Below are 13582 nucleotides of genomic sequence, written 5' to 3'. Positions count from 1 at the left end.
TTTAGTCTATGACACTTTGTTTCCTAGGAACGCAGGCTCATGCTCCGTCTCAGCGCGCTGTACCGTTACCCCTTGAAATCCGGCAAGGCTCAAGCCTTGCAGCAGATTGGCCTGGATAAGCTTGGGCTTGAGGGGGATCGACGCTGGATGCTGGTGGACGAAGCCAGCGGGCGATTCCTCACACAACGCGCCGTGGCCAAAATGAGCCAGCTGACTGCGCTGTGGAACACCGCGGGCGGCCTGACCCTCAGCTCGCCCGGCTACCCGACGTTGGACGTGGCCTTGCCCGGCGCCGATGCGTTGCGCGGTGTGACCATCTGGCATGACAGCCTGCGCGTGCCGGACGCAGGCGATGCCGCGGCGGCCTGGGTCAGCGCCTTCATCGGCAAACCCACGCGCCTGGTGCACATGCCCATCGATCGCGCACGTGCCACCGAAGCCGGCTATGGCCAGGATGACGACCGGGTAGGGTTTGCCGACGGATACCCCCTGCTGCTGATTGGCCAGGCTTCCCTGGACGATCTGTGCGCGCAGATCGGCCGGCCGATGGAGATGCTGCGCTTTCGCCCCAACCTGGTGATCGAAGGCGGCGAGGCCTTCGCCGAGGATGGCTGGAAGCGCTTGCGCATTGGCGATGTGGAGTTTCGCGTGGTCAAGCCCTGTTCACGTTGCGTCCTCACCACCATCGACCCGCAGACCGGCGAGCGCAGCCCGGATCGTGAGCCTTTCGCGACGCTGCAGGCCTATCGCAGCACTGAGAAGGGCGCGATGTTCGGCCAGAACCTGGTCAACGATGGGGTGGGGCGATTGGAAGTCGGCATGCCGGTGACCGTGCTGGAATGAAAAATGCCCGTCTCGCAAGAGACGGGCATTTTTTTGCGCCGAGTGACCTTTAGCCGCGGTATTCGCACAGGTAAGCAGTGTCTACGGCGACCTTCAGTTGGAATTTGCTGTTGGCCGGCACGTTGAACTGGCTGCCGGCGGCGAAGGTTTCCCAGCCGCTGCTGTCCGGCAGCTTGACGACCAGCGCGCCGGAAACCACGTGCATGATTTCACGCTGGGCGGTGCCGAATTCGTATTCACCCGGGGCCATCACGCCGATGGTCGCCGGACCTTCCGCGGTGCCGAACGCGATCGACTTGACGGTGCCGTCGAAGTATTCATTGACTTTGAACATGGGTGAATCCTCGGAAAAGGGTCTGGAAAGGTCAGCCAGTATGCCCAAGGGCAGGGAAGCTGCCTAGACCGGCAAAGTCAGCGGCAGCAGGCGTGCGGTGTTGCGCGCATCCTCCAGCGCCCGATGCTGCTGGCCATGGAACTGCATGCCCGCCAGTTGCAGCGCGCTATTGAGCCCCAAAGGCTTGTCCAGGCGCCGGGCCTTGGCGAAACGTTGCTTGAGGTTGACATGGGGCGTCTGGCCGAGCGCGCTGGCCAGGCCATGGCGTTGCCATTCCAGCTCCAGTTGCACGCGGTCGTAATCGCCCCAGCTGGCCCAGCCTTCCAGGCGTGGCTGATGCTGGCCCAGCCAGCGCTCGAACAGCGGCCACACCTCGGTGATGGGCGCTGCCGCGTCGATATTGGCCTGGGTGATGTGGGTCAATTTGCGGCAAAACGGCGTCAGCAGTGGCCGCCGCAGCGGTCGCACGAAGCGCTGGAAGTGGTCCAGCTCGCGGCCCTGGCGGTTGACCAGGCTCGCGCCGATTTCGATGACTTCCATCTCCGTCACGGGCCAGCCGCCGTCATCCGTTGTGGCTTCAAGGTCAATAATCAGCCAATGAGGCATGCGCAGGTTCCCGTACTGTTCCTGTCCTGATGGGGATAGAGCGTAGCCGGGCCTTGTAGTTCCGCCCAGGGGCTTATTCGATCTCCAGCAAAACCTGACGATTGCGTACCTGGTCGCCCGCCGCCACCTGCACACCCTGGATAATGCCGTCGATGCCGGCCTTCAGCGGGTGCTCCATTTTCATCGCTTCGAGCACCACCAGCAGTTGGCCTTTGCTGACACTTTCGCCGACGCGTACATGCACCTCGACAATCGCCCCATCCATCGGCGCCTTGAGCGTACCGCTGCCGGCATCGGCCTGGCGGTTGGCGATGGGCTGGGTGACGTTATTTACCTTGAGGCCCGGCAGCCACAGTTGGGTGCCGTCGAGGTGATAGGCGATGCGTCGGCGGATGCCGTTGAGCACCAGGGTCGCCCAGCGCCCGTCAGTGCTGAGCTGGCGGATATCGACGTCGTCGACCTGCAGGTGGTTGTCCGCCACCACGCTGACGCTGGCCGCGTGGGTGGCATCGTTCACCACCAGGCGGTACGCCCAGGGCAGCGTGGCGTTGTTGCGCCAGCCTGCGAGGCCGTGGCGATGGGCGTTGGCGCTGTGCTGATAGAACAGCGCGGCGGCCACGGCGAGTTCTTCGGCGCAGGCCGGGGGGCGGGGAATGTGGTTGAAATGCTCGGCGATAAAACCGGTACCGAAATCACCGCTGACAAAGGCCGGATGCCTGAGCAGGTCGGCCAAAAGGCGCTGGTTGGTGGCGACGCCGAGCAACACCGTATCTTCCACCGCCCGCAGCAGCTTGCGCCGAGCTTCTTCGCGGGTGGCGCCATGGGCGATGAGCTTGCCCTGCATCGCGTCGTAGAACGGGCTGATGCTGTCGCCCTCGCGCACGCCATGGTCTATGCGAATACCCGGCGCCGGCTCCCAACGCAGCACCGCGCCGGTTTGCGGCAGAAAGTCGTTGGCCGGGTCTTCGGCGTACAGGCGCACTTCCATGGCGTGGCCGCTGAGCGTCACCTCGGCTTGGGTCAGCGGCAGGGGCTGGCCGGCGGCGATCTGCAGTTGCCAGTCGACTAGGTCAACGCCGGTGATCAGTTCGGTGACTGGGTGCTCGACTTGCAGGCGCGTGTTCATTTCCAGGAAGTAGAACTGGCCGTGGCCGTCGAGCAGGAATTCCACTGTCCCTGCGCCGACGTAATTCACCGCGCGACCCGCCTTGAGCGCGGCTTCGCCCATGGCGCGGCGCAGTGCGTCGGTCATGATCGGGCAAGGTGCTTCTTCGATGACTTTTTGATGGCGACGCTGAAGCGAGCAATCGCGTTCGCCCAGGTAAATCAGCTGGCCATGCTGGTCGCCGAACAGCTGGATTTCCACATGGCGTGGACCGATCAGCGCCTGTTCGAGGATCAGTTCATCGCTGCCGAAGGCGTTCAGTGCTTCGGAGCGCGCGGTGCGCAGTTGCTCCAGCAATTGGCCCTGATGCTGCACCAGGCGCATGCCACGACCGCCGCCGCCCGCGCTGGCCTTGATCATCAGGGGGTAGCCGATGCGCTGGGCTTCGTGGTGCAGCGTAGCGTCGTCCTGGGCGCTGCCTTGATAGCCGGCGATGCAGGGAACGCCGGCCTGGAGCATGGCAAGTTTGGACAGGCGCTTGCTGCCCATCAGCTCAATGGCTTCCGGGCTGGGGCCGATGAAGGTGATACCGGCGTTCAGGCAGGCCTTGGCGAACGCGGGGTTTTCCGACAGGAAACCGTAGCCGGGGTGAATCGCGTCGGCCCCCGTGCGGTGGGCGGCGTCGAGGATCGCCTGGCTATTGAGGTAGGACTGGTGGGCGGGAGCGGGGCCGATATTGACGGCTTCGTCGGCCATTTCCACGTGCAGGGAATGAGCGTCGGCGTCGCTGTAGACGGCCACGGTGCGGTAGCCCAATGCCTGGGCCGTGCGTTGGATACGGCAGGCAATTTCGCCGCGGTTGGCGATCAGGATCTTGGTGAAGGCGGGCATTGGTTTATCCCTTGGTTGATCGGATGAGTGTTCCGGCCTCATCGGGGGCAAGCCCTCTCCCACATTTTGAAAAGCGTTCCAAAGGTGGGAGGGGGCTTGCCCCCGATGGCGTCATTTGCACCACCCAGGCTTGCGCTTGTGCACAAAAGCCTGCGTCCCCTCGATCCCTTCTTCACCGGTCACCGCCTCGGCAAACCACTGCGCTGCCTGGTCCAGCAGCGGCTCCAGTGGCCGCTCCACACTGGCCAACAACAGCGCCTTGGTGCGCGCATTGGCGCCTGGCGCGCAGCGCAGCACTTGCCCCAGCACCTCATCCAGACGCTCTGCCAATGCCTGCCCATCGTCCTCGACAAAATGCACCACGCCCAACCTGCCCGCTTCGACGCCATCAAACCGCGCCGCCGTCAGCGCCAGGCGACGCGCCTGGGTCAACCCCACGCGCCTGACCACAAACGGCGCAATCTGCGCCGGCAGCAACCCCAGGCTGGTTTCCGGCAAGCCGAACTGCGCCGTGCCTTCTGCAATCGCAATATCGCTCACACAGGCCAGGCCAAACCCACCGCCCAGTACCGCGCCCTGGAGCACCACGATCACCACCGGCGAAACGGCTTCTGCCTCTTGCAGCAAACTGCCAAACGCGCGGTTCAAGGCGACCAGTTGATCACCTGCCGTGACCAGGTCCTTCACATCCGCCCCCGCACAAAAGTGCCCACCCGCGCCGCTGATCACGATGGCACGCACCTGACTGTCCAGTTGTGCCAGCACGGCGCGCAGTTCGTTGACCATCTCAAGGCTCATTGCGTTACGGCAATGCGGGCGGTTGAGGGTGATGTGCAGCACACCGTTGTGCGCTTCGAGCAGCAAGGTGTTCATGGCTTTTTCCCCGGCAGGGTGCCCATCAGTTTGCAGATGATGCCCAGCATGATTTCATCGGCACCGCCGCCGATCGACACCAGGCGCACGTCGCGATAGGCACGGGCCACCGGGTTGTCCCACATGAAGCCCATGCCGCCCCAATATTGCAGGCAACTGTCGCTGACCTCGCGGCCCAGGCGCCCGGCCTTGAGCTTGGCCATGGACGCCAGGCGCGTCACGTCCTGGCCTTTGATGTATTGCTCGGTGGCCTGGTAGACCAGTGCGCGCAAGCATTCGATTTCGGTCGCCAGTTCGGCCAGGCGAAAGTGAATCACCTGGTTGTCGAGCAGCGCCTTGCCGAAGGTGTGGCGTTGCTTGCAGTAGTCGATGGTGCTGTCGATGCAGTATTCCAGGCCCTTGATCATATTGGCCGCGCCGAACAGGCGTTCTTCCTGGAACTGCAGCATCTGCATCATGAAGCCCGCGCCCTCCTGGCCGATACGGTTGCGCTGCGGCACGCGCACGCCGTCAAAGAACACCTGGGCAGTCTCGGAGCTGTGCATGCCGAGCTTTTCCAGGGGCGGGCTGACGCTGATGCCGGGGCTGTTCATCGGCACCATGATCAGTGATTTGTTGAGGTGCGGCTTGTCGTCGGAGGTGTTGGCCAGCAGGCAGATAAAGTCGGCACTCGGCGAGTTGGTGATCCACATTTTGCTGCCGTTGATCACGTAGTCGTCGCCGTCCTTGCGCGCATGGGTCTTGAGCCCGGCAACGTCGGAACCGGCGCCGGTTTCCGAAACACCGATGCAACCGACCTGCTCGCCGCTGATGGCCGGGCGCAGGAACTCCTCGCGCAGTTCATCCGAGCCGAAGCGGGCGAGGGCGGGGGTGCACATATCGGTCTGTACGCCGATGGACATCGGGATGCCACCGCAGCGAATGCTGCCGAACGCTTCGGCGGCAACGATCGAGTAGCTGTAGTCCAGGCCCATGCCGCCAAACTGTTGCGGTTTGGAGATGCCCAGCAGGCCGAGATCGCCGGCCTTGCGGAAGATTTCGTGGATGGGAAAGCGCCCGGCTTTTTCCCATTCGTCCACGAAGGGGTTGATCTCGCGCTCGACGAAGGCGTGCACGGTACGCCGCAGTTCCTGGTGTTCCTGGGTGAAGATCATGCGTGTCGTCCTCCTGTTAGAACCGCGCCACACCAAAACTGTTGGGCTGCAAGGGGCGCACCTCGGCCTCCTCACAGATATCCAGCAATAACCCGAGCAAGGTTCGCGTATCCCGTGGGTCGATCAGCCCGTCATCCCACAGGTTGGCAGTGCCATACAGTGCGGTGGACTGGCTGTCGAGTTTCTGCGCGGTGACCTGCTCCAGCATGTCCAGTACCTTTTGATCGGGCACCAGGCCCTCCTTCAACTGCTTGGCCTCGGTGACGATGCGCAGCACCTTGCCCGCCTGCGCGCCCCCCATCACCGCCGTGCGGCTGTTGGGCCAGGCGAAGATGAAACGCGGGTCCAGGCCGCGGCCGCACATCGCGTAGTTGCCGGCCCCGTAGGAGCCGCCCACCACAATCGTGAGTTTGGCCACGCGGGCATTGGCCACCGCCTGGATCATCTTGGCGCCGTGCTTGATCACGCCTTGCTGCTCGGATTCGGTGCCCACCATGAAACCTGTGGTGTTGTGCAGAAACAGCAGCGGCGTGCGGCTCTGGTCGCACAGCTGGATGAACTGCGCCGCCTTGCTCGCGCCTTTCGGGGTGATGGGGCCGTTATTGCCGATCACGCCGACGGCGCGGCCGTGGATATTCAGGTGGCCGCAGACCGTGTGCGCATCGAACTCGCTCTTGAATTCAAGAAAGCGCGAGCCGTCGGCCAGGCGCGCGAGGATTTCACGCACGTCGTAGGGTTTTTTCGGGTCGTCCGGGATCAGTCCCAGCAGCTCTTCAGCGGCATACAGCGGCTCGCTGTAGGCCCGTTGCGGCGCTGGCGGCAGGTGATCATTCCAGGGCAACAAGCTGACAATCTCGCGCACGATGCGCACGCCATCGGCATCGTCCTGGGCCAGGTATTCAGCGGTGCCAGCGGTTTGCGCGTGCATCTGGGCGCCGCCCAGTTCTTCATCGGTGGCGACTTCACCGGTGGCGGCCTTGAGCAGCGGCGGCCCGGCCAGGAACAGCTTGGCCTTGCCGCGCACCACCACCACGTAATCCGAAAGCCCCGGCTGGTACGCGCCGCCGGCGGTGGCCGAGCCATGCACCACGGTGATCTGCGGCAGGCCCATGGCCGACATGCGCGCCTGGTTGGCAAAGCTGCGCGCGCCTTCGACGAAAATCTCGGCGGCGTAATTGAGGTTGGCACCGCCGCTTTCGGCGAGGGTCACCACCGGCAGTTTGTTGTCCATCGCGATCTGCTGCAGGCGCAGGGATTTTTTCAGGCCGGCGGGGGAGATGGTGCCGCCCTTGATCGCGCTGTTGTTGGCCACCACCAGCATGCGTACGCCGCTGACGTAACCGATGCCGGCGACCAACCCGCCGCCGGCGGCGCTGCCGTCCTTGTCGTCATGCAGTTTGTAGCCGGCCAGGCTGGCCAGTTCCAGAAACGGCGCGCCGGGGTCGAGCAGCAGGTTGAGGCGCTCGCGTGGGAGCAGTTGGCCACGTTGCTCGAACTTGGCCCGGGCCTGCTCGGCCTTGGCGAGCAGGGTGTGTTCCAGCTGGCGCACGTGCTGGAGGCTGCGCAGCATGGCTTCGCGGTTTTGCGCGAACTGCGGGCTGTGGGGGTCGATCAGGCTTTCGATCACGGGCATGGCCTAGTGCTCCGCCTTGAGCACATCGGGCAGGTAGGCGCGGTGAAAACCATTGAACCCTTCAGTGGGCGCCTTCGCCTTGTGCAACGGCCAGGCGCGGCTGCCCAGGCTGGCGGCGCCGTCGATGCGCAAGGTGCTGCCGCTGATAAAGGCGGCGGCGGGGCTGAGCAGAAACACGATGGCCGCGCTGACTTCCGACTCGGTGCCGATCCGCTTGAGCGGCACATGCTCGCCCAGGGTGGGGATCACCGCCTTGAACGCGCCTTCGTAGGTGTCCATGCCGCTGGAAGCGATCCAGCCCGGCGCCACCGCGTTGACGCGCACGCCGGCGTGGCCCCATTCAAATGCCGCGGTCTTGGTGAAGTTGTCCATCCCCGCACGCGCCGCACCCGAGTGGCCCATGCCGGGCATGCCGCCCCACATATCGGCGAGCATATTGACGATGGCACCGCCGTGGGTGCTCATCGACTGGTTGAACACTTCCCGCGCCATCACGAAGCCGCCGACCAGGTTGCTGCGCAGCACGGTTTCAAAGCCTTTTTGATTGATCGATGCCAGTGGCGATGGGTACTGGCCGCCCGCGTTATTGACCAGTCCATGGATTGGGCCGTGGTCGGCGACGATCTGTTCGACCAATTGCTTCACGGCGTCTTCATCGCGGATATCGCAGGCGTGCCAATCGGCGGTGCCAGCGTCTTCGGCGATTTCCGTCGCGACCTTTTCCAGCTTATCCGGCTTGCGCCCCACCAGGATCACATGCGCACCGAGTGCCGCCAGCTCATGGGCGGTGCAACGACCAATACCGCTGCCGCCTCCGGTAACGATAATGCTTTGCCCCTGGAGCAGGTCGGCTTTGAAGATCGAGTCGAAGGCCACGGCGACGGTCCTTTAAGTGAGTTGATCGGCGATGTGTTGCGGCACGGCGATGGGAATTTCCAACAGTTGCTGGGCGAAGGCCTTGCCTTGGGGGTCGATGCGCAAGCTGGCAATGCCGCCACCCCCCAGGGCGTTTTCCAGCAGGAAGTTAAGGCTGTGGCTGCCGGGCAAATACCAGCGCTCGACACGGCCGTACACCGGGTCGAGCACATGGCTCATCCAGTCGACGACCACTTCGGGGGTGAGCACTTCGGCGATCCACGGCAGGTACTCGGGCGCGCGGGCAATTACGCCGATATTGCTGTGGTTACCCTTGTCGCCGGAGCGCGCCACTGCCAGTTTCACCAGGGGCACGCTGGCGTCGGCACGGCCCTGGGGTTTGGGCGGTTCGATGGGCGCGGCAGGGGTGAGGGGCGGCCGTGCGGCGGGTAGCTCCACGACGTGATGTGCGTCCTGGTAGTCGAGGGTCACGGCGCAGGCAGATTTATCGATCAGGAACGAAAACAGCCGGATCAGTGGATACACCGTGGGCCTGCCGCCGACGATCCCGGTCAGCCCCGGCGCCATGCCGGTAGCGGCCTGGGCGATTTCGCGAGCAAACAGGAGGAGTGCCTGCTTGTGGGGGTGGCGCACCGCCAGCTTGATCACCACCTCCCGGCAGTCCTGACGTTGGGCGTGCCCTCCGTAGGTGGCTTCGCTGCCGAGCAGTTCTATGTTCACCTCGGTGTAGGGCCCCCAGCCGCGCTGGCTGAAGAGTTCGGAGGTCTTGTGGATGATGGCCTGGCTGACTCGGTCGGCCTTGGCCACCGCATCGATGCCGGCCAGCAGGCAACTGGCGGTGCAGCGGAAGCCGTCAAGATAAGTGGCACTGACCTTGTACTGCTCGGTCGGCGGCAGCCCCTTGGCGCCGTGCAAGCGCACGCAGTGTTTGCCTTGCTGCTGCACCTTGACCTGGCTGAAATCGCAGATCACATCAGGCAGCCGGTAGGCGCGGGGATCGCCAATCTCATACAGCAGCTGTTCGGCCACGCTCAGTTCACTGATCAAGCCGCCGCTGCCCTCGACCTTGTTCACCGTGAACTGGCCGTCGGCGCTGACTTCGACGATGGGGAAACCGATGTGCTCATAGTCCGGCACGTCGCGCCAGTCGGTGAAGTTGCCGCCGGTGCATTGCGCGCCGCATTCGATGATGTGCCCGGCCAGGGCGGCCTGGGCGAGGTGGTCATAGTCTTGCCACGACCAGCCGAACTCATGCACCAGCGCCGCGCTGACCACCGCGCTGTCGACCACCCGGCCAGTGATGACGATATCGGCGCCGAGCGCGAGCGCTGCGGTAATGCCTGGTGCGCCGAGGTAGGCATTGGCGGACATGCACGCAGGTGGCAGCGGCGCGCCGTTGAACATGTCGGTAACGTCCGGCAGGTGCTTGAGTTGCGCATGCAGGTCATCGCCGAGCAGGACGGCGATCTTCAGGGCAACCCCGGCGCTATTGCAGGCCGCTTGCAAAGCTGTCGCACAGGCCTGGGGGTTGATGCCGCCGGCATTGCTGATCACCCGGATGCCCTGGCGCTGGATATCGGCCAGCAGCGGCGTGAGCACCTCGACAAAATCGGCGGCGTAACCGGCCTTGGGGTCTTTGATGCGCGCCCCGGCCAGGATCGACATCGTGACCTCCGCCAGGTAGTCGAACACCAGGTAATCCAGGGCGCCGCCGTGCACCAACTGGGCGCCTGCGGTGCAGGTGTCGCCCCAGAAGGCGCTGGCACAGCCGATGCGAACGGTCTTGCTCATGAGAAATCCTTCCTCGAATGGCTGGTGGCGAGGCTACCAAGCAAGCGCTTGGTTTGTAAACCCTGTACACAAGTTTTACCCGAGCGCTTGCTTGGTTGGCGGTCACGGCCTAAATTGCCGCCCAAGACGATAGTAGACATGAGGGAGAGCAGCATGGATGACCCCCAGGCCCTGCGAGTAATGCGCACCATGGTCGACGGTGGACAATTGACCGACCCCGAGAGTGCCCGGGGCAAGTTGCTGCAAACCGCGGCGCACCTGTTTCGCAACAAGGGCTTCGAGCGCACCACCGTGCGCGACCTGGCCGGCGCGGTGGGCATCCAGTCCGGCAGCATCTTTCATCACTTCAAGAGCAAGGACGAGATCCTGCGCGCAGTGATGGAAGAAACCATCCTCTACAACACCGCGATGATGCGGGCTGCGCTGGAGCAGGCGAGTACCGTGCGCGAGCGCGTACTGGCGCTGATCCGCTGCGAATTGCAGTCGATCATGGGCGGCAGCGGGGAGGCGATGGCGGTGCTGGTGTACGAATGGCGTTCATTGTCTGCCGACGGTCAGGCCCAGGTGCTGGCCTTGCGCGACGTGTACGAAGACATCTGGCTACAGGTACTGGGCGAAGCCAAGGCCGCCGGCTACATCAGGGGCGACGTGTTTATCACCCGGCGCTTCCTGACCGGCGCGTTGTCCTGGACCACCACCTGGTTCCGCACCCAAGGCAGCCTGACACTCGAAGAACTGGCCGAAGAAGCCCTGCTGATGGTGCTCAAGGCCGACTGAGGCGCAAGCTATTAATTTGCTGGCGAAAAGTTGTCTCTATGGGGAAAAGCGCCTAGCTTATCGCCATCATAGAATTCAACGGTGTGTGCCTAGATGTTTTCGCCATGGCGGCTGGCTGCAGGACTTACATTATGGGCATTGGGAAGTGCAGGGTGGACGCAGGCTGGCGCCGCGCAGTTGGTAAGGGTCGGCGCGGCGCATTTTCCACCCTATACCGTACGCCCTGAGCAAGGCGCCGATACCGGTTTGCTGCCGCAATTGGTCGAAGCGTTGAACGCCACGCAAAGCGACTATCAGTTTGTGCTGGTGCCCACCTCGATACCCAGACGGTTCCGCGATTTCGAGCAAGGCCGCGTCGACATGGCGATCTTCGAAAACCCGTCCTGGGGCTGGAATGACATTCCCCATACCAGCGTCGATATGGGCCTGGAAGATGCGGAAATCTTCGTCGCCGAGCGTGAGCCCGGCCGCGACCAGAGCTTTTTCACCGACCTTGCCGGCAAACGCCTGGCGGTGTTCAGCGGTTATCACTACGCCTTCGCCAACTTCAACCCCGACCCCAAATACCTGACCGAGCACTTCCACGCCACCTTGACCTACTCCCACGACAGCAACTTGCTGATGGTGGCTCGCGGTCGTGCGGACATCGCCTTGGTGACGCGTTCGTACTTGAGTGACTTCATGGTGCGCAACGCCGACATGGCGGGCAAATTCCTGGTGTCGGAGCGCACTGACCAGGTCTATCACCATTACGCGTTGCTAAGGCCGAAGGCCCCGATCAGCGGGCCGGCGTTTGCCGGGCTGCTCAAGCAGCTGCGAGATAATGGCCAGATGCTGAAGATTTTCGAGCCGTATCGCATCGATGTAATGCCAGTGCCCTGAGAACGCAGAAGATCAACTGTGGGAGGGGGCTTGCCCTAATGCCATTTTGTAGGAGCGAGCTTGCTCGCGAAGAACTCAGGGCCACCGCGTTTATTCAGAATGAACGCGTTGCCTGTGCGCTCTTCGCGAGCAAGCTCGCTCCTACAGTGAACCAGTGGGGCAAGCCCCCTCCCACATTGGTTTCTGCTGTTTTCAGACCCTGCGCGCAAAGGTATCGCTATGGTTGCCCGACACCTTGCGGCAATGCACCAGCGCATCGCGAATCATGAAGTTCACCAGTGTCGGTGAAACCCCCAGTTCCTTGGCAATGTCCTTCTGCGGCACGCCGTGCAGGCGGTACATCTCGAACGCGTAGCGGGTGCGCTGCGGCAGCTCGGTCAATGCGTCGGCAATGTTTTCCAGGGTATTGAAATTGATGTGGGAGGTTTCCGGTGAAGCGCCGTGGATCACCACGTTCAAGCCTTCCTCTTCGGTCCCGGAATACTTGAGCTCCAGGGCCTGCTTGCGGTAGTGATCAATCGCCAGGTTGCGCACGATCTGGAACAGATAACTCAGCTGGGCCTTGAACGAAGAGGTGATGGTCGGTGCCGATTGCAGCCGAAAGTAGGCGTCCTGCACCACATCCTCGGCACGCGAACGACAGCCGGTAATACGTGCCGCGATCTTCACCAGGATCAGTCGATTGTCGACGAACGCCTGGAGAAGTGGTGAGTCGCACCTGCCTGTGGTTACTGGTTCCGTCATGGAAATCACCTTGTTGCAAAAGAGGTTAGGGGAGGGCGTCCTTGCTGAGGCCTCCTACACATCGGGCAACAAATTATGCTTAATGATAATTATTGTCAAATGAGAAGGCGAACTAATCTTATGCTTTCCAGGAAGGTGTGAACCGCGTCTCGCTCGCCCTCGGCGACTAATTATTTGCCGAGTCCGTCCGTTCTTCTGGGTGACAGGTCCGTTAGTAGAACGGCCAAGGATCAGCACCCGCAGGAGGACGAAATGGGTTTTTATCGTGCACGCAGCGTGTTTCAGCTTGGGGGCCTCGCTCGATGAGTACGCCTACGCCGCTGCGCCTGTTTTGCCTGCCCCATTCAGGCGCCAGCGCCTCGGTCTACGCACGCTGGCGTCGAGTGCTGCCGGACTGGTTGCAGGTGTGCCCGCTGGAACTGCCGGGGCGCGGCATGCGCATGGGCGAGCCGTTGCAGCGCGATATCAAGGCCCTTGCGGCCCAGCTCGCCGCTGAAATCAGCCGCGACCTCAAGGGCCCTTATGCGTTGTTTGGCCACAGCCTCGGCGGCCTGCTGGCGTTCGAACTGGCGCACGCATTGAACGCGCGCAATGCACCGGCTCCGCTGGCGTTGTTTGCCTCCGGCACTGCCGGCCCGGCGCGGCGTGATGTCAGCGAATACGCCATCGAAAAGACCGACGGACAACTGATCGCCCGCCTGCGCGAACTGCAGGGCACCTGCGACGCCGCGTTGGCCAATGCCGAGTTGATGCAGTTGATGCTGCCGATCCTGCGCGCCGATTTCCTGCTGTGCGGCAGTTTCACTTATGGCGAGCGCGAGCCGCTGGGCCTGCCGATCCATGTGTTCGGCGGCAAGCAGGACAGCGTGCGCGCCGACCAATTGCTCGACTGGCAGCTCGAGGCCGCCAGCGGTTTTTCCCTCGACATGTTCGACGGTCACCACTTCTTCCTCGTGCAGCACGAAAGCGCCGTGCTGCGCTGCCTGCGCCGCTACGCCGACGAACACCTGGCCCGTTGGCGCAATGGCGCGGCGCGGCAACTGGCCGCCGGCTGAATCTCACCGACTTCCCGA

The 13582-nt window shown here is 63.3% G+C and carries 13 protein-coding genes; 4 read left to right on the top strand and 9 right to left on the bottom strand.

Going from position 1 to position 13582, the window contains the following annotated elements; translation table 11 throughout:
* The first annotated feature begins 39 nt into the window (after nucleotides 1-39).
* The gene (locus tag C4J94_RS18935) at nucleotides 40-843 is read left to right on the top strand and encodes an MOSC domain-containing protein (RefSeq protein ID WP_124387559.1); all 804 of its coding nucleotides are present in this window, start codon (nucleotides 40-42) and stop codon (nucleotides 841-843) included.
* A gap of 49 nt (nucleotides 844-892) precedes the next feature.
* Here C4J94_RS18935 and C4J94_RS18930 read toward each other — a convergent pair whose 3' ends face one another.
* From C4J94_RS18930 to C4J94_RS18895, 8 genes are all read right to left on the bottom strand, one after another.
* A complete protein-coding gene (locus C4J94_RS18930) occupies nucleotides 893-1177 on the bottom strand; it encodes a pyrimidine/purine nucleoside phosphorylase (protein WP_124387558.1) in 285 nt (94 codons plus the stop codon).
* Between the two features lie 63 nt (nucleotides 1178-1240).
* Nucleotides 1241-1783 carry an exonuclease domain-containing protein gene (locus C4J94_RS18925; protein WP_124387557.1) on the bottom strand — a complete coding sequence of 181 codons (543 nt, stop codon included), beginning with the start codon at nucleotides 1781-1783 and terminating at the stop codon, nucleotides 1241-1243.
* A 73-nt stretch (nucleotides 1784-1856) separates the two neighbouring features.
* The gene (locus C4J94_RS18920; RefSeq protein WP_124387556.1) at nucleotides 1857-3779 is read right to left on the bottom strand and encodes an acetyl/propionyl/methylcrotonyl-CoA carboxylase subunit alpha; all 1923 of its coding nucleotides are present in this window, start codon (nucleotides 3777-3779) and stop codon (nucleotides 1857-1859) included.
* A 111-nt stretch (nucleotides 3780-3890) separates the two neighbouring features.
* A complete protein-coding gene (locus C4J94_RS18915; protein ID WP_124387555.1) occupies nucleotides 3891-4652 on the bottom strand; it encodes an enoyl-CoA hydratase/isomerase family protein in 762 nt (253 codons plus the stop codon).
* Nucleotides 4649-5806 carry a citronellyl-CoA dehydrogenase gene (gene atuD, locus C4J94_RS18910; protein WP_124387554.1) on the bottom strand — a complete coding sequence of 386 codons (1158 nt, stop codon included), beginning with the start codon at nucleotides 5804-5806 and terminating at the stop codon, nucleotides 4649-4651. Before atuD ends, C4J94_RS18915 begins: the two co-directional genes overlap by 4 nt.
* A gap of 16 nt (nucleotides 5807-5822) precedes the next feature.
* The gene (locus tag C4J94_RS18905) at nucleotides 5823-7439 is read right to left on the bottom strand and encodes an acyl-CoA carboxylase subunit beta (protein ID WP_124387553.1); all 1617 of its coding nucleotides are present in this window, start codon (nucleotides 7437-7439) and stop codon (nucleotides 5823-5825) included.
* A gap of 3 nt (nucleotides 7440-7442) precedes the next feature.
* Nucleotides 7443-8315 (bottom strand): SDR family oxidoreductase, encoded by an 873-nt coding sequence (locus C4J94_RS18900; protein ID WP_124387552.1) that lies wholly within the window; start codon nucleotides 8313-8315, stop codon nucleotides 7443-7445.
* Between the two features lie 12 nt (nucleotides 8316-8327).
* Nucleotides 8328-10106: an acyclic terpene utilization AtuA family protein gene (locus C4J94_RS18895; RefSeq protein WP_124387551.1), complete on the bottom strand. Its 1779-nt coding sequence runs from the start codon at nucleotides 10104-10106 to the stop codon at nucleotides 8328-8330.
* Between the two features lie 153 nt (nucleotides 10107-10259).
* Between C4J94_RS18895 and C4J94_RS18890 the strand changes: the two genes are divergently transcribed.
* Nucleotides 10260-10883 (top strand): TetR/AcrR family transcriptional regulator, encoded by a 624-nt coding sequence (locus C4J94_RS18890; RefSeq protein ID WP_124387550.1) that lies wholly within the window; start codon nucleotides 10260-10262, stop codon nucleotides 10881-10883.
* Between the two features lie 93 nt (nucleotides 10884-10976).
* On the top strand, nucleotides 10977-11765 hold the full coding sequence (locus C4J94_RS18885; protein WP_124387549.1) for an ABC transporter substrate-binding protein: 789 nt from the start codon (nucleotides 10977-10979) through the stop codon (nucleotides 11763-11765).
* Nucleotides 11766-11957: 192 nt separating this feature from the next.
* Here C4J94_RS18885 and C4J94_RS18880 read toward each other — a convergent pair whose 3' ends face one another.
* A complete protein-coding gene (locus C4J94_RS18880; protein ID WP_065903497.1) occupies nucleotides 11958-12509 on the bottom strand; it encodes an RNA polymerase factor sigma-70 in 552 nt (183 codons plus the stop codon).
* 302 nt (nucleotides 12510-12811) lie between these two features.
* On the opposite strand from C4J94_RS18880, the gene C4J94_RS18875 reads away from it, so the two are divergent.
* On the top strand, nucleotides 12812-13564 hold the full coding sequence (locus C4J94_RS18875) for a thioesterase II family protein (protein WP_124387548.1): 753 nt from the start codon (nucleotides 12812-12814) through the stop codon (nucleotides 13562-13564).
* Nucleotides 13565-13582 lie beyond the last annotated feature (18 nt).

Source organism: Pseudomonas sp. R5-89-07, from assembly GCF_003851685.1.
GTDB lineage: Bacteria > Pseudomonadota > Gammaproteobacteria > Pseudomonadales > Pseudomonadaceae > Aquipseudomonas.
This window is presented reverse-complemented; position numbering and strand designations above follow the sequence as displayed.